This is a genomic window from Vibrio sp. 10N.261.52.C2 (assembly GCF_041471425.1).
Classification (GTDB): domain Bacteria; phylum Pseudomonadota; class Gammaproteobacteria; order Enterobacterales; family Vibrionaceae; genus Vibrio; species Vibrio crassostreae_C.
Map to the genome: position 1 here is coordinate 108,217 of NZ_JBFROH010000008.1, position 17,311 is coordinate 125,527.

Below are 17,311 nucleotides of genomic sequence, written 5' to 3' on the forward strand. Positions count from 1 at the left end.
ACTAGAGTTTTTTCAAAGTCGCCGTTGCCACGGAAAATGATCTCACCATCCTTGCGTTGTACAGTACCTACCCACTCACTGGTGTTTTCGTCGATAACGTGGATTTCGCCGTTAATGATCTTAATTGTAAGGTCACGCTCTTCCATCTCGGGACGGTCTTCACCGAATTCAGGAGACCAACGTGGTGTAGCGTCAACATCAACGTCTGGGTGTTGTGGGAGATAATCCACATCATTGTCGCTATTGGAACTAGACGACGTGCTCAAAAGCCCTGCAACCAATGCAGCAGAAGCGGCACCAACTGCAGCCCAAGTACCGTTAGATTGTTTTTCGTAAGTGACGTCATCGATTGTGGCTGTCGTGCCCGGAGTTGCATTCGCGTATTGTTCGTTTAACTTATACTGAACAGAAGCATCGATAGCGTTCATCTGCTCGTCAATAAGTTGAAGTGTTTGTTGGTTTGCTAGTTCTACGTCAACTTGAGGTGCAGAAGCAAAAGCAGGTGCTGCTAATACGCTAGAAATTGATATGGCTAAGAGTGATGCTTTCATAAAGTAGGATCTCGTTATTGAATGGAGCGTCTTGCTATCAATGCCTCCTTGGCAAGTGCGTTTATTATTCGCTGTGGTGAGATTTTCAACAATATAGCCAGCTAGTGTTGATGTATAAATCTAATTTATGCATTTGCGCTTTTTAGGTTGAGACTTGAGGTAAGTATGTTGGGTTGGATAAAAACTTGGGTTAAAAGATATGATAAGTGGTGTGAAGAGCTTGGCTTAACGCCTGAGAACAAGCGCAGTTGTGTTGCTTATCGTCGTGATCCTCAAGGGAAACAAATGGAGAGTAGGGAAAATGACACAGCAAATAAGTGACTTTCCGCTGTTTGATACTCATTGCCACGCGGATTTTGAGGCGTTTGAGCAAGGTTTTACACCTGATCAAACTATTGATGGCTATCTTAAAGAAGCGAAACAAGCGCAAGTCGAGAAGTTAATCATCCCTTCTATCGGCCAACGTAACTGGCATAAGCTTGAGAAAATTGCGCAATCTCACCCCAATGTTTACTACGCATTAGGCTTTCATCCTTACTTTTTAGAACCGGCCAATGACGAACAATTTTCGGAACTTCGCCAATTACTCGCTTCAAAAAACAGCCAATGTGTCGCGATAGGTGAGTGCGGGCTCGACTTTTTTGTGGACGTTGAACGAGAGAAACAAGAGCGCTTTTTCATCCAACAAATGGAGCTTGCGAAGGAGTTTGACCTGCCTTTAATCATCCATGAGAGGAAGTCTTACAACCGACTTATCGAGCTAATAAAGCAGCATAAGTTCACCTTAGGTGGTGTGATTCACGGTTTTTCTGGGAGTGAACAGCAAGCTTTGGCGTGGATCAAGCTCGGTTTCTATATTGGCGTCGGTGGAACGATAACTTACCCAAGAGCGCAAAAAACACGCACAACCATCGCAAAATTGCCCCTTGAATGTCTGGTATTGGAAACGGATGCTCCGGACATGCCCATGTATGGAAACCAAGGAAATGTTAATCATTCCAAATATTTAGTTACGATCTTAAATGAACTTTTTTTGCTTAGAAAAGAGCCAAAGCAATCGATTGCAGCGCAAATTTGGCAAAATAGCCATCGCGCATTCGGTATATGTGAATAAAATCGAAGGTTTTTGTTTATCGTTTGCGTAAATTGCACTGAGCTTGTGATTTGAGTCACATTTGTGTGTGAATGGTACATGAATCTTCTACGAAAGTGTGAGGACGGCATTACTTTATTAGTGGTCGCATGAGTATAATTGCCTCCGCTTTATAGCCCCATTTTGTAACACGCCAATAAATAACTAATAAGGAAGTCATAAACTATGAGCCTGTTTATGAGCCTAGTCGGAATGGTTGCACTGATCGCAATCGCAGTACTACTATCTGACAACCGCAAAGCTATTAATCTAAGAACAGTGGGTGGCGCTTTCGCTATCCAATTCGCACTTGGTGCATTCGTACTTTACATCCCTTGGGGTCGTGATCTACTTGCAGGTTTCTCTGCTGGTGTAGCAAACGTGATCGACTACGGTAAAGACGGTACTGGTTTCCTATTCGGCAGCCTAGTTAACTTCTCAGTTGACGGTATCGGTTTCATCTTTGCTTTCCAAGTACTACCAACTCTGATTTTCTTCTCTGCACTTATCTCTGTACTTTACTACATTGGTGTTATGCAAATTGTAATCAAAGTTCTTGGTGGTGGTCTTCAGAAAGCTCTAGGTACTTCTCGCGCCGAGTCTATGTCTGCAGCAGCAAACATCTTCGTTGGTCAAACTGAAGCACCTCTAGTTGTTCGTCCATTTGTTCCTAAAATGACTAACTCTGAACTATTCGCAGTAATGTGTGGTGGTTTGGCTTCTGTAGCTGGTGGTGTACTAGCGGGTTACGCATCTATGGGTGTACCTCTAGAGTACCTTGTAGCAGCATCATTCATGGCAGCACCAGGTGGTCTACTATTCGCTAAAATCATCAAGCCTGAAACAGATACGCCAGACGACAACATCGCTGACGAAATGGACGGTGGCGATGACAAACCAGCTAACGTTATCGACGCAGCAGCAGGTGGCGCATCAGTTGGTCTACAACTAGCACTTAACGTTGGTGCAATGCTACTAGCATTCATCGGTCTAATTGCTCTAATCAACGGTATCCTAGGTGGCATCGGTGGTTGGTTCGGTATGGAAAACCTAACTCTAGAACTTCTTCTAGGTTGGATCTTCGCACCGCTAGCATTCATCATTGGTGTTCCATGGGAAGAAGCAACTATCGCTGGTTCTTTCATTGGTCAGAAGACAGTTGTTAACGAATTCGTTGCATACCTAAACTTCGTACCATACGTTGGTGAAAACGCTCAAGTTGTTGCAGCAACTGGTCAAGTGATGTCTGAGAAGACTCAAGCTATCATCGCATTCGCACTATGTGGTTTCGCAAACCTTTCTTCAATTGCGATTCTTCTAGGTGGTCTAGGTGGTATTGCACCAAGCCGTCGCCACGACATCGCACGTATGGGTGTTAAAGCGGTAATTGCTGGTACTCTATCTAACCTGATGGCAGCAACAATTGCTGGCTTCTTCCTGTCTTTCTAATTAGTTAGAAATCGATATATAGACGCCATAATAATATCGCCCCGTAGCAAGAAATTGCTGCGGGGCTTTTTTGTTTTTAGGCCTGCCGTTTTTAGTATATGCACGCGCTTATGCTTAGATTCGATGTAGGGTCTAGAATGTTTTTTTGAGATACAAACCGTTTGCGTTCTAAGGAGCACTACAATTTATTGATGGATACCTATAATGTATAAGCTAAAGGGATAGGATGTCTCTGTTGGCAAGAAAGTAACCTCGAAATCAACTCGAACGTTATTCTTCTGGGATTAAGCCAAAATTAGCGATACGCTATAGATGTTAGACACAACATGACTGATTTGTTGTGCCATAGACCAAACTGGTACTGTGCGGTGACAAGGATTGCAATTGGTAGCGAAAGTTATCAAGTCTTCAGGGAACCAAGTCCGTTCATTTGTGGCTACTGAGCATTACTAAAATATCCATCTATACTGGATGGAGGGCGAAGTAGTTAACTATTTGAATATATTGATCGGAGATAGAAATGAGCGATTTAAAAGCAGCAGCTCTACGTGCACTTAAACTTATGGACCTAACTACGCTAAATGACGACGATACTACTGAAAAAGTAGTGGCGCTTTGTCATGACGCGAAGACTGCAGTAGGCAACACCGCTGCAATCTGTATTTACCCTCGCTTTATCCCAGCAGCTAAGAAAGCGTTGCGTGAGCAAGGTACTCCAGAAGTACGCATTGCGACTGTAACTAACTTCCCTCATGGTAATGACGACATCGAAATTGCTGTTGCAGAAACAAAAGCAGCGGTAGCGTACGGCGCAGACGAAGTTGACGTAGTATTCCCATACCGTGCTCTTATTGCTGGCAACGAAGAAGTTGGCTTTGAGCTAGTTAAACAGTGTAAAGCAGCTTGTGGTGACATCACGCTTAAAGTGATCATCGAAACAGGTGAACTGAAAGAAGAAGCACTAATCAAGAAAGCTTCTCAAATCTGTATCGAAGCAGGTGCAGACTTCATCAAAACTTCAACAGGTAAAGTGCCAGTAAACGCGACTCCAGAGTACGCGCGCATGATGCTTGAAGTTATCCGTGACATGGGCGTTGCTAAAACAGTTGGTTTCAAACCAGCTGGTGGCGTACGTACTGCTGAAGATGCAGCACTATACCTAGCAATGGCTGATGAGCTACTAGGCGCTGAGTGGGCAGACAACATGCACTACCGTTTTGGTGCTTCAAGCCTACTAACTAACCTTCTTAATACATTAGAAGTGACAGACCAGACTGCTGATCCAGCAGCATACTAATTTACTCGTCATATTTGACACCGCAGCGTTGTTGACTGCGTAAGTTCCTCCTAATCACATAGAGCCTCTATGCTCATAGGAATGAACTCACTGGTCGCCTAACTGCAACGCCAAATATTTAGAGTATTGAACATAATAAGTCTGTTTGATGGAGTGGCGTCAAGCCACTCCATATTACCTCTTTTCCCTACAAACCATACTCACTAGAGTTTGGGAGGCACTAATGTATCTACCTCAAGAAATTATTCGCAGAAAACGTGACGGTGAAGTCCTAACAGCTGAAGAAATTAACTTCTTCATTCAAGGTGTGGCTAAGAACACGGTTTCTGAAGGCCAAATTGCCGCATTCGCAATGGCTATCTTTTTTAATGAAATGACGATGCCAGAACGTATCGCACTAACGTGTGCAATGCGTGATTCAGGCATGGTGATTGACTGGAGCCACATGAACTTTGATGGCCCAATCGTTGATAAACACTCTACTGGTGGTGTTGGCGACGTTACTTCTCTGATGCTTGGCCCAATGGTGGCAGCATGTGGCGGTTTCGTTCCAATGATCTCTGGTCGTGGTTTAGGCCACACTGGCGGTACGCTAGACAAGCTGGAATCTATTCCGGGTTACAACATTACACCAACCAACGATGTGTTCGGTGAAGTAACGAAAGATGCTGGCGTGGCTATCATCGGTCAAACAGGCGATCTAGCTCCTGCTGACAAGCGTGTTTACGCAACTCGTGATATCACAGCAACAGTCGATAACATCTCGCTGATCACGGCTTCAATCCTATCTAAGAAACTGGCTGCGGGCCTTGATTCTCTAGTGATGGATGTAAAAGTAGGTTCAGGCGCATTCATGCCGACTTACGAAGCATCTGAAGAGCTAGCGAAATCTATCGTTGCAGTAGCAAACGGTGCGGGTACTAAAACAACAGCAATCCTAACGGACATGAACCAAGTGCTGGCTTCTTCAGCGGGTAACGCAGTAGAAGTTCGTGAAGCGGTTCAGTTCCTAACGGGTGAATACCGTAACCCTCGCTTGTTAGAGATCACTCTAGCATCGTGTGCTGAAATGCTGGTGCTCGGTAACCTAGCTAAAGACTCAGACGAAGCGCGCGAAAAACTGATGGCAGTACTGGATAACGGTAAGGCAGCAGAGTGCTTCGGTAAAATGGTAGCGGGCCTTGGTGGTCCAGTTGATTTCGTAATGAACTACGATAACTACCTAGAAAAAGCAGACATTATTAAGCCAGTGTACGCGTTAGAAAGCGGTGTGGTATCAGCAATGGATACTCGTGCAATTGGTATGGCTGTGGTTGGTATGGGCGGCGGTCGTCGCGTAGCAACTGACAGCATTGATTACGCAGTCGGTTTTGATCACTTCATTCGCCTAGGTGAAGTAGCAAGTGAAGATAAGCCATTAGCAATGATTCATGCTCGCAACGAACAACAGTGGCAAGAAGCTGCAACTGCATTACAAAATGCAATCACTGTGGGTGGAGAATATACAGCAACGCCAGACGTTTACCGTCAGATTCGTTCTGAAGACGTGTAAATAACCGTTATCGGTATGCCTCGCGTATACCGATAAACAGAGTTCTGGTGCAAAGAGCAATAAGTTGGTGAAGAAAATGAAAAGAGCATTTATTTTAGTTTTAGATTCATTCGGTATCGGTGAAACAGCGGATGCAGACAAATTTGGTGATGTAGGTTCTGACACTATGGGCCACATCGCAGATCATTGTGACCAAGGTCTTGCAGACAATGCAGATCGTAAAGGTTCACTGGCACTGCCAAACCTGTCTAAGCTAGGTCTAGCGATGGCTCACAAAGAGTCTACGGGTCGTTTTGCTCCTGGTATGGATGCAGACGCTGAGATCATTGGCGCTTACGGTCACGCTGCTGAGCTGTCTTCTGGTAAAGACACGCCATCAGGTCACTGGGAAATCGCAGGTGTTCCTGTACTGTTTGACTGGGGCTACTTCACCGACAAAGAGAACAGCTTCCCAAAAGAACTGACTGACCGCATCCTTGAGCGTGCAGGCCTGTCTGGTTTCTTGGGTAACTGCCACTCATCTGGTACGGAAATCCTAGATAACCTAGGTGAAGAGCACATGAAGACTGGTCTGCCAATCTTCTATACTTCTGCAGACTCTGTTTTCCAGATCGCTTGTCACGAAGAGACATTCGGCCTGCAAAACCTATTAGATCTTTGTCAGATTGCTCGTGAAGAGCTAGAAGATTACAACATTGGTCGTGTTATCGCTCGTCCGTTCATTGGCCCAGGTAAAGGTCAATTCGAACGTACTGGTAACCGTCGTGACCTTTCTGTTGAGCCACCTGCAGCTACCATTCTTCAGAAGTTGGTTGATGAGAAGGGCGGTAACGTTCACTCAATCGGTAAGATCTCTGATATCTACGCGGGTTGTGGCATCACTCAGAAAACCAAAGCAACAGGTATCCCTGCGCTATTTGAAGCAACCAAAGATGCGATCAATGAAGCGGGCGACAACACTATCGTGTTCACTAACTTCGTTGATTTTGACTCAGCTTACGGCCACCGCCGTGATGTTGCTGGTTACGCAGCGGCACTTGAGTACTTCGATGGTCGCATCAATGAAATCATCGATATGATGAAAGAAGACGATGTGCTTATCTTAACTGCTGACCACGGTTGTGATCCGACATGGCCAGGTACAGACCATACTCGTGAGCACATCCCTGTGATTGTTTACGGTCAGAAGGTTCCAGCCGGTTCTTTAGGCCGTCGCGATACATTTGCTGATATCGGTCAAAGCTTAGCGTCATACTTTGGTACATCGCCAATGGGACACGGTACAAGCTTTCTATAATAGTTAACGAAGAGAGAGGGAAACTTCTCTCTTCTTTTTTTGTTTTGAGATTAAGGATATTTTCAATGGCTACTCCACATATTAATGCTGAAATGGGTGATTTCGCTGACGTAGTTTTAATGCCAGGCGATCCGCTACGTGCTAAATACATCGCTGAAACCTTCTTAGAAGAAGTGGTTCAAGTGTGCGACGTTCGCAACATGTTTGGTTACACCGGTACTTACAAAGGTCGTAAGGTTTCGGTAATGGGACACGGTATGGGCATTCCATCTTGTTCTATTTACGCGACTGAGCTTATCAAAGACTTTGGTGTGAAGAAGATCATTCGTGTGGGCAGTTGTGGTGCAGTGAGCGAAGATATCAAAGTGCGTGATGTGGTGATCGGCATGGGCGCATGTACTGACTCTAAAGTGAACCGTATTCGCTTTAAAGATCATGACTTTGCGGCGATTGCGGATTACAAAATGGTGCGCGCGGCAGAAGATGCAGCCAAAGCTCTCGGTGTCGGCGTAAAAGTCGGTAACCTGTTCTCGGCTGAGCTGTTCTACACGCCAGATCCAGAGATGTTCGAAGTAATGGACAAATACGGCATTGTTGGCGTAGAGATGGAAGCGGCTGGCATCTATGGTGTATGTGCTGAATACGGCGCAAAAGCTCTAACGATCTGTACTGTTTCTGACCACATCAAGACTGGTGAGCAAACGACATCAGATGAACGTCAAACGACTTTCAACGACATGATGGTTATCGCACTAGACTCAGTGTTGCTTGGTGACCAAGAATAATCTTGATTTGTCTTAGCTTGATAAGTTAACAGATAACAAAAAGCCCCGTTGCTGCCTGAGCGTCGGGGCTTTTTATTGGATTGCTGTACTTATTCTGAGTCTAGTATTTATTGTCAGCCTAGTGTGTTTATGAGCTTACATTTTTCAATAGTAAGTTCTCACCAGACTTAGTTGGTCTTCTGCGAATCAGCATGATGAACAACACGCCACTCACAAACCCCATCAACACCATACCGATCATGTAGCGATCACTTTTGCGGTAGTGGTGATCAGAAATCGCCGTCATCTTACCGGTTTCAAAAGTCACTCGAATAAAGCCGATGATCGTTTTCTCTGGAGAATAAATAGGTTCAACTAACTGTTGTCTGCCGATACTTGCTGTTGAAAGTGGTGTATCTAAGCCAAGAACCTCACGTACCGAGAGGGCTTTTTCGCTCGAAGCCAGTCGAATACCCTCTGCATCATAGATGGTGGTATCGAACACCAGTCGGTCTTGAGATAGCTGGTTAGTCAGATCAAGCAATCGCTCTTGGTCTTGTTGCGTGATCATCTTGCTGGCTGAAAGTGATGCCTGAGAGATAAGCAGCTTGGTAAGAGTTTCCAATTGTTTTGCTTGGATCTTCTCGTTACCTTTACTGATCACGACCGTATTTTTAATCGTTACAACGAACATGGTAGCCAACAAAATGAGGGCTAGCATTCGTAAAGCGTTACGTATTGAGAACAATGATTCATTCATGTTTAACGAAGCCTGAAATAAACAAATGTTATGATTAAGACATATTGAGACTTGCGTTTTCAAATTGCAATAGGTTAACGTTTAGCATAGTTAATTAGGAATCATACACATGGACGATCAGAAATATCTGCCGATAAAAAGGCATACGACATTATTAACTCGACTCCCCGAGACTCGTTTCGCTTCTCAACTCGCTAAATCCAAGGCCAATTGGATTGTGTTTGGTGAGTACCTATCTCCACAATCTTTCGATGACATCGACTTTTTCACTGGCACTTACAACACCATCCTCGATACGTGGAAGGTTGGGCATTATGAAGTGGCTTTGATGTCAGGCAATCTAACGCCAGCACACGAAGAAATCCTCCAAGCGCTAAAGCTTGATTATGCTTGCCTTAGCGAGGTCCCAGACTTATCTAAGCCAGGTTTGATCGTGATGGATATGGATTCCACAGCGATTCAAATTGAATGCATTGATGAGATTGCCAAGCTAGCTGGAGTGGGAGAGTTAGTCTCTGAAATCACAGAACGAGCAATGCAAGGCGAGCTCGACTTTGAACAGAGCCTGCGCCAACGAGTAGGAGCACTGAAAGGTGCGGATGAGTCGATATTAGAGCAAGTGCGTCAGTCATTGCCATTCATGCCAGACTTGGTCGGGCTGGTGAATACTCTAAATAAGCTTGGCTGGAAAACAGCGATTGCATCAGGCGGTTTTACTTACTTCTCTGACTACCTGAAAGATACCCTTGATCTAGACCATGCTCAATCAAACACGCTTGAGATCGTCAACGGTAAGTTGACGGGTGAAGTCTTAGGCGATGTTGTTTCGGCGCAGACCAAAGCGGATATCTTGGTAGAGTTGGCTGAAGAGTACGAATTGGAACTACATAATACCGTTGCCGTTGGTGATGGTGCCAATGACTTGGTGATGATGGGCTCTGCAGGTTTAGGCATTGCCTACCACGCAAAACCAAAAGTAGAGCAGCAAGCTCAAACTGCTGTTCGTTACGCAGGTTTAGGCGGTGTGCTGTGTATCTTGTCGGGTGTATTGGCTAAGCAACAGAAGATCAGCTGGCAAGCGAAACCTTAGGGGCTCTACCTAAGTGCTATTGGCTATGTATCTTATTTAGCAATAGTGGCTCAGACACAAAAAAAGCAGGCTATCAGCCTGCTTTTTCAATTTTCATGCTTAAGTTAATACGCCACTCGAGGCTAGCGTGTTAGCTCCAATCGAATCAGCACTTCATCGGTAATGTCCTCTATCTCGCCATAACCGATAAACGCCGTCACCTCATTCTCTAGCTTCTTAGCTTGATGCATACTGATGCGTGAAAGCTCTTCTAAATCCGACTGGAATAAACTCGTTAGCGGATTAAAGATAGGTGCCGTGGTGACTCGCAATACATACACATCACCTAAGTGCTGCGCTTTCTTGATGAATAAGATGCGTTCCTTTGCTGAGGCGAAGTCTTTGACCAACTTGGTGTGTACCGACTGGATTTTGTCGCCAAACTTCACTGCAGCAATGTACACGTCATGATGCTTAGGCTCCGCACCTTCAATTCTTTTTAGTGGCTCAGCCAACAGTGAGTTGGTGTGACCCTTGAAGATTGGCTCGAGTGAGAACTTTTGGTTGTGACCAAGTTTAGCAAGTAACGTTAGATGCTTATTCAGTGGGAAATTCACACCAATGATCTTACAGCGCAGCGTTGAACTTGGCTTATCAATGAATATTGGGTTACTGACCATCTTGCTCAACAAAATGTTGTGCAGTGATTCGAGTAGCGAATGTGTTGGCAGTATCTCTTGCTTCTTAATCAGCTTACTTTGGTTTTGATCGATAAGCCCATTAAGGAAAGCGATGGTACGCATTGTCTTGGCGTTCTCGGCAATAACCAACTGCACGTTGCGACCATTCGGACTCACTCGAATTACGTGGTAAGGCACTGTGCTCAGTGGCAGGTTCTTGTCATAGAGCTGCAGTTCATTGAAGTTCACTAATACCGGATCATTAATCTTGAGTACCATTGGGTGTTCAAGGCTAATGCTCAGTCCACGCTTCGAAATATCTAAGGTGTGTCCGTTCGCCGCTGCGCCATCTTGTGATGTAAGTTGCAACGGTGACTTAAATTGGTATCTCGGCTCTTTACGACGAGTCTGAGAGTCAAAGTAGATGCTTTGAATATTGCCGACGACAGTACGCGGGTGACGGAAGCGGTTCAATTCACTGCTTGGAATGCGTGGCTTTTCACTCAGAAGATAGTCCGCCGCACTTTCGTGATCGCCAATCTCTTGCAAGATTCCGCAATGCGTCAGTTGAGCTGAGCTTTGAGCCAGCGTTTCCGAGTGTTTAGCTAATGCTTGTCGCTCAGTGTCTGAAAGTTCGAAAACCGAGAACTTGAACGCCTTCCAACTTTTACGTTTGCCACCGATGTGCCAGAACAGCTGTCTTTGTTCACGAGAGGCTTCAGGCAGCATCATTGAATAGAACAAGGTCTTGTTTTGGTGTTCATGGGTAAAAGAGTAGATAACGTTACTGGTTCCCTTCACTCCTGGTTTCGCCAACAGGTTCATACGTTGCTCGTTGAACAGGGTACCCAGCGCTTGTTGATTTCGTTCGTCGTGCCAATATTGCCATAATGGATGGTTGTTATCCGTCAGTAGGGCAAGCTTTAGTTCGCTGCCGCTGAAAAACAGGGGTAGGTTACAAGTATGCTTTAGATAGGTATGTTCGATTCCTCGAGTACGAGTTCGAATAATCCTATCTTGATTCTCATGGCTGGTTTTCTTACTGGTGCTATTTAAAGACTCATCGAGTAAGCGAGCCACAATATTGTTGTCGCTTACCTTGATGGTTCTTAGAAATTTGACCGCGTTGTTCTCATAAGATTCGTCGATACCCAAAACACGAAATTCAACCGCTTGGTTAACATCGTTTTCTTGGGACTTTTCGATAAGCTCTGAGAACTTAACGCTGATGATCTCGCCGAGGTTGTATCGAAAGGCGCTCGGTACTTTGAACTTTGCACCCGACGGGGAGATATCAACCGTTACACCATGTAGGCTTTGCCCTTTCGATGTGGTGATCTCGATCTGCGAGCTAATCTTGAGTCTGTTCTCTTGGCGCTTTAAGTCGTAACCTAGGTTAATAGCTTCCGCTTCATACGGGCTATTGGCGCTAGTAATGTCGAGGTTACCTTGAGAAGATGTTTTAACAACGCTCAGAGGCTGAGTTCGCGGAGTCATTACTAACTCCCATGCGCCTTCTGTGTAACCTTTAAACTTTTTTGTACCACGTTGATACGCGTTTAACGCGATGTCATCTAGCCAGTGTTTACGGCCGTCTAACGTGAACTGACGACATTCATTATCAATGCGCCCACGTAAATCAATGCTCTTTGTACACGGAGCCATGATACGATTCAGTTCCATTTTAACCAGCAGTTTTAGAGACGGAGATTCGCCTTCTGTCATTTGAGAAAGAAGGAATTCGAAATCTTCGGCGTGGTAGGCCGGGATAAGACGTTCTGCTACAGATAGAATTTCAGATTGCTGCATACTTTTCTTGTTAGAATGGACGGTGCATTTATGTTATCGACTAGTTTAAATCGATCTTTAAGTATAAGTGGTATGACTGCAACGTTTATTTTCACCCGTACGGTCAAATAAGTCACAAATTGACAACATCATTGTGTAACTGAGTAAATTATTGAGGTTTTATGGCTAAGGCAAAACGAGCTTATGTGTGTAATGACTGTGGTGCTGACTTTCCACGTTGGCAGGGGCAGTGCAACGCATGTGGTGCTTGGAACACGATTACAGAAGTTAGGTTAGCCGCTTCACCTCAAGTAGCGCGCAATGAAAGATTATCTGGTTATGCAGGTGCAGTAACAGAATCGAGCGTTCAGACATTATCTGAAATTAATCTACAAGAAGTACCACGCTTTAGTAGTGGCTTCAAAGAACTCGATCGCGTACTCGGTGGTGGTGTTGTCCCTGGGGCTGCGATCCTGATTGGTGGTAACCCAGGCGCGGGTAAATCAACATTACTATTGCAGACCATGTGTCAGCTCTCTTCTCAACTGCCGACTCTTTATGTAACAGGTGAAGAATCCTTACAGCAGGTTGCAATGCGCGCCTCTCGACTTGGATTACCAAAAGAGCACCTAAAGATGCTCTCTGAAACCAACGTAGATAAGATTTGTCAGGTTGCAGAAAAAGAACAACCTAAGATCATGGTTATCGACTCGATCCAAGTTATGCACGTTGCGGATGTTCAATCTTCTCCGGGCAGTGTTGCACAGGTTCGTGAATCGGCAACCGCATTAACGCGCTACGCAAAACAGAATAACGTTGCTGTGTTCTTAGTTGGACACGTAACTAAAGACGGCACCTTAGCAGGGCCAAAAGTACTTGAGCACATTATTGACTGTTCTGTTTTATTAGATGGCGGAACCGATAGCCGTTTTAGAACGCTACGCAGCCACAAAAACCGTTTTGGTGCAGTGAATGAACTGGGTGTGTTTGCGATGACAGGCCAAGGGCTAAAAGAAGTCAGCAACCCATCCGCTATCTTCTTGTCTCGTGGTGAAGAAGAAACCTCGGGAAGTTCGGTGATGGTTGTGTGGGAAGGCACTCGTCCATTGCTTGTTGAGATCCAAGCGCTGGTGGATTATTCACCGCTGGCTAACCCACGTCGCGTCGCTGTCGGCCTAGAGCAGAACAGACTTTCGTTGTTATTAGCGGTGCTGCATAAACACGGCGGCTTACAAATGGCTGACCAAGATGTGTTTGTGAATGTCGTCGGTGGTGTTAAAGTAACCGAAACCAGTGCTGATCTTGCGTTGGTGATGGCTCTACTTTCAAGTTTCAGAGATCGCGCATTGCCAAAAGATGTGGTGGTATTTGGAGAAGTAGGCCTAGCGGGTGAGATTCGACCGGTACCAAGTGGGCAAGAGCGTCTTAATGAGGCATTTAAACACGGCTTCAAGAAAGCGATTGTACCGGCGGCTAACATGCCTAAAGGTGGTATTCCTGGAATGCAGATCCACGGCGTGAAAAAATTATCAGAAGCAATTAATGCTTTTGATGAGTTGTAATTGAGCTCACTTCAGCTACTCTATACAGCAGAAATTCAGTCTAACTTAAAACGCCAATTGCGCTTTAGATTAGCACTAAACTAAACAATCATTTAGATTGTTTCTACAGATTGCCTTTTTCTATATGTTAGAAAAAGGCAAAGTTTTTTAGTCCCAAATGCATGCAAAGCTATCAGTCTTCACAGATTGTGATATACTCTGCGCGCATTTTATATCCTATTAACAGAGTAAGACAATGGCAGATTTATCGAAATACAGAAACATTGGTATTTTCGCGCACGTTGATGCGGGTAAAACAACTACCACTGAGCGTATCCTTAAGCTAACTGGTCAAATCCACAAGACTGGTGAAGTACATGATGGCGAATCAACGACTGACTTCATGGAACAGGAAGCTGAGCGCGGTATTACTATCCAATCAGCAGCTGTAAGCTGTTTTTGGAACGATCACCGTCTAAACGTTATCGATACTCCTGGACACGTTGACTTCACAGTTGAAGTATACCGTTCTCTTAAAGTTCTTGATGGCGGTATCGGTGTATTCTGTGGTTCTGGTGGTGTTGAACCTCAATCAGAAACTAACTGGCGCTACGCTAACGAATCAGAAGTATCTCGCCTGATCTTCGTTAACAAACTAGACCGTATGGGTGCAGACTTCTACAACGTTGTTGACCAAGTTAAAAACGTTCTAGGTGCAACTCCTCTAGTAATGGTTCTACCAATCGGCCGTGAAGACGAGTTCGTTGGTGTTGTAGACCTACTAAGCCGTAAAGCATACGTTTGGGATGACACTGGTCTTCCTGAAAACTACGAAATCAAAGATGTTCCAGCGGACATGGTTGATGACGTTGAGCAATACCGTGAAGAGCTAATCGAAACTGCTGTAGAGCAAGACGATGACCTAATGGAAGCTTACATGGAAGGTGAAGAGCCTTCTATTGAAGACGTTAAGCGTTGTATCCGTAAAGGTACTCGTGATATCGCATTCTTCCCAACGTTCTGTGGTTCTGCGTTCAAGAACAAAGGTATGCAACTTATCCTTGATGCTGTAGTAGATTACCTACCAGCACCAACTGAAGTTGACCCTCAGCCTCTAATGGATGAGAACGGTGAAGAAACTGGCGAACACGCTATCGTTTCTACAGATGAGACTTTCAAAGCGCTTGCATTCAAAATCATGGATGACCGTTTCGGTGCTCTAACTTTCGTTCGTATTTACTCTGGTAAACTGAACAAAGGTGACACGATTCTTAACTCATTCACTGGCAAGACTGAACGTGTTGGCCGTATGGTTGAGATGCAAGCTGATGACCGTAACGAACTAACTAGCGCACAAGCTGGTGACATCATTGCGATCGTTGGTATGAAGAACGTGCAAACTGGTCACACTCTATGTGATCCTAAGCACCAAGTAACGCTTGAGCCAATGGTATTCCCAACTCCAGTAATCTCAATCGCTGTATCTCCAAAAGATAAAGGCGGTTCTGAGAAAATGGGTATCGCTATCGGTAAAATGGTTGCAGAAGATCCATCTTTCCAAGTTGAGACTGACGAAGAGACTGGCGAAACTATCCTGAAAGGTATGGGTGAACTTCACCTAGACATCAAGGTAGATATCCTTAAGCGTACATACGGCGTTGACCTAACTGTAGGTGCTCCTCAAGTTGCTTACCGTGAAACTATCACTCAAGCAATTGAAGATAGCTACACGCACAAGAAGCAATCTGGTGGTTCTGGTCAATTCGGTAAGATCGATTACCGTATCAAACCAGGCGAAGCAGGTTCTGGCTTCAAGTTCAACTCTGTAGTTGTGGGCGGTAACGTTCCTAAAGAATTCTGGCCTGCAGTTGAGAAAGGCTTCGCATCTATGATGGAAAACGGCGTACTAGCTGGCTTCCCAACTCTAGACGTTGAAGTTGAACTTTTCGATGGTGGTTTCCACGCAGTCGATTCATCTGCTATCGCATTTGAAATCGCAGCGAAAGGCGCATTCCGTCAATCTATGCCTAAAGCTGGCGCGCAACTTCTTGAGCCAATCATGAACGTTGACGTGTTCACTCCAGACGATCACGTTGGTGATGTTATCGGTGACCTTAACCGTCGTCGTGGCATGATCAAAGATCAACAAGCTGGCGTAACTGGTGTTCGTATTAAAGCTGACGTACCTCTTTCTGAGATGTTCGGCTACATCGGTCACCTACGTACTATCACTTCTGGTCGTGGCCAATTCTCTATGGAATTCGCACAATACGCACCATGTCCAACTAACGTTGCTGACGAAGTGATTGCAAAAGTTAAAGCAGAAAAAGAAGCTGGTAAGTAATTAGCCCTTTTCTCAATTAGCTAAAAAAGCCCCGCAAGTGAAAGCTTGCGGGGCTTTTTATTTTCAACAAAACTAATTCTGCTCTCTTATCTTAAGTGCTTATATCCAAAAACTTAAAGTTACAGTGATGCATTAATTTCTTTTCATAGGATAGTGGTAGAGCCATATACGGTGTTCGTTAATATTTTTAGCTGTCCACTGACTAAACCGTAGGTTTCTTCATCACGTGTATCTATGGCATAGCTTTAACTTCAACCGTTATCGTATCTTGATATTTACCAGCTCTCGCAAAGTCTATGTTACCTAGCATTACTTCAAGGGGGAGCCCCCAACGCTTGGTTTCATCATTGTTTGAGAAGGTATAAACTGACTTCCGGTTTACCAAAGCATTATTAAATCGCAACGTATATGGGATCGAGATATTGGGTTCCGACTTCTGCTTTAACTCTCCATATTTTTGCTTTACAACTAACCTTACATTCGAGTTTGAAAGAAGATCAAAATCAGAACGGTAGGTGCGGTTAGATTCAAGATCACCAAGTTGGAAGCGATAACCTGAGCTCCCTGAACGTTGAACGTGTGGCGCATTTGGCACTGAGTTGAAAGCTACAAACGCTGGGACTTTGAGTTTAACTTTGGCATTTTTGGTCTCTTGCTTTCTATCTAAGGAAATAGAGGCTTCAAGAAGTCCGTTATAGTTACCAGATGCTGCTACTTTAGCTTCTGGTACCTTTATCCAAAACTTCGTCCTTTGGCTATTATCCAGAGGTAGTTGAAAACCTTTGCTAGGAAAGTGACTCAATTGACGGAAGTTCTTGTCCAGAATAGTAAGGGGCAAATTCGTTCCAATTGAACTTAAGTAGCTAGATTGTTTATTGTTGACCGATACTATGGCCATTGGGAATCGACAGTTCTGAATATCACGTGACAACTCTAAATAAACAGGAATATAAGCGCCTAAATCTCGCTTAAATTCAACATTGCTTCTGTCGATGTTTAGCATCCACTTGCCATTGCATTCGGCGGCCCAAATTGGTTGAGATAACATGGCTAAACCGAACACTGAGATCTTTAGAAAGTGTTTCAT

General features: G+C 44.7%; 13 protein-coding genes and 1 pseudogene. 10 read left to right on the forward strand and 4 right to left on the reverse strand.

Annotated features, from left to right (window positions below; translation table 11 throughout):
- Window positions 1-551, reverse strand: a pseudogene (locus AB4307_RS02160) (hypothetical protein); the annotation flags it as partial.
- 165 nt (window positions 552-716) lie between these two features.
- Between AB4307_RS02160 and AB4307_RS02165 the strand changes: the two are divergent.
- The 7 genes from AB4307_RS02165 to deoD all read left to right on the forward strand — a co-directional run bounded on the left by AB4307_RS02165 (window position 717) and on the right by deoD (window position 8,063).
- Window positions 717-872, forward strand: coding sequence for a DUF5363 family protein (locus tag AB4307_RS02165; protein WP_017066983.1), 156 nt, complete (start codon window positions 717-719; stop codon window positions 870-872).
- Window positions 853-1,665, forward strand: coding sequence for a TatD family hydrolase (locus AB4307_RS02170; RefSeq protein WP_372130953.1), 813 nt, complete (start codon window positions 853-855; stop codon window positions 1,663-1,665). Before AB4307_RS02165 ends, AB4307_RS02170 begins: the two co-directional genes overlap by 20 nt.
- A gap of 204 nt (window positions 1,666-1,869) precedes the next feature.
- Window positions 1,870-3,132, forward strand: coding sequence for a NupC/NupG family nucleoside CNT transporter (locus AB4307_RS02175; RefSeq protein ID WP_017058833.1), 1,263 nt, complete (start codon window positions 1,870-1,872; stop codon window positions 3,130-3,132).
- A gap of 520 nt (window positions 3,133-3,652) precedes the next feature.
- Window positions 3,653-4,429: a deoxyribose-phosphate aldolase gene (gene deoC / locus AB4307_RS02180; protein WP_010436196.1), complete on the forward strand. Its 777-nt coding sequence runs from the start codon at window positions 3,653-3,655 to the stop codon at window positions 4,427-4,429.
- 223 nt (window positions 4,430-4,652) lie between these two features.
- Entirely contained in the window at window positions 4,653-5,981 is a 1,329-nt protein-coding gene (gene deoA, locus AB4307_RS02185) for a thymidine phosphorylase (protein ID WP_017063283.1), read from the forward strand.
- Window positions 5,982-6,057: 76 nt separating this feature from the next.
- Window positions 6,058-7,278: a phosphopentomutase gene (locus tag AB4307_RS02190; RefSeq protein ID WP_136977832.1), complete on the forward strand. Its 1,221-nt coding sequence runs from the start codon at window positions 6,058-6,060 to the stop codon at window positions 7,276-7,278.
- Window positions 7,279-7,343: 65 nt separating this feature from the next.
- Window positions 7,344-8,063: a purine-nucleoside phosphorylase gene (deoD, locus tag AB4307_RS02195; protein WP_017063285.1), complete on the forward strand. Its 720-nt coding sequence runs from the start codon at window positions 7,344-7,346 to the stop codon at window positions 8,061-8,063.
- Between the two features lie 127 nt (window positions 8,064-8,190).
- Here the strand turns inward: deoD and AB4307_RS02200 are convergent, their stop codons facing one another.
- The gene (locus tag AB4307_RS02200; protein ID WP_076655999.1) at window positions 8,191-8,802 is read right to left on the reverse strand and encodes a YtjB family periplasmic protein; all 612 of its coding nucleotides are present in this window, start codon (window positions 8,800-8,802) and stop codon (window positions 8,191-8,193) included.
- Window positions 8,803-8,911: 109 nt separating this feature from the next.
- Here AB4307_RS02200 and serB point away from each other — a divergent pair, with 109 nt between their 5' ends.
- Window positions 8,912-9,892 carry a phosphoserine phosphatase gene (serB, locus tag AB4307_RS02205; protein ID WP_371721146.1) on the forward strand — a complete coding sequence of 327 codons (981 nt, stop codon included), beginning with the start codon at window positions 8,912-8,914 and terminating at the stop codon, window positions 9,890-9,892.
- A 122-nt stretch (window positions 9,893-10,014) separates the two neighbouring features.
- Here serB and AB4307_RS02210 read toward each other — a convergent pair whose 3' ends face one another.
- The gene (locus AB4307_RS02210; protein ID WP_372130955.1) at window positions 10,015-12,360 is read right to left on the reverse strand and encodes a PilZ domain-containing protein; all 2,346 of its coding nucleotides are present in this window, start codon (window positions 12,358-12,360) and stop codon (window positions 10,015-10,017) included.
- 161 nt (window positions 12,361-12,521) lie between these two features.
- Here AB4307_RS02210 and radA point away from each other — a divergent pair, with 161 nt between their 5' ends.
- Window positions 12,522-13,901 carry a DNA repair protein RadA gene (gene radA, locus AB4307_RS02215; protein WP_372130957.1) on the forward strand — a complete coding sequence of 460 codons (1,380 nt, stop codon included), beginning with the start codon at window positions 12,522-12,524 and terminating at the stop codon, window positions 13,899-13,901.
- Window positions 13,902-14,136: 235 nt separating this feature from the next.
- Window positions 14,137-16,224 carry an elongation factor G gene (gene fusA / locus AB4307_RS02220; RefSeq protein WP_017058825.1) on the forward strand — a complete coding sequence of 696 codons (2,088 nt, stop codon included), beginning with the start codon at window positions 14,137-14,139 and terminating at the stop codon, window positions 16,222-16,224.
- Between the two features lie 232 nt (window positions 16,225-16,456).
- Here the strand turns inward: fusA and AB4307_RS02225 are convergent, their stop codons facing one another.
- Window positions 16,457-17,311, reverse strand: a complete 855-nt coding sequence (locus AB4307_RS02225) for a hypothetical protein (protein ID WP_102319911.1) — start codon at window positions 17,309-17,311, stop codon at window positions 16,457-16,459.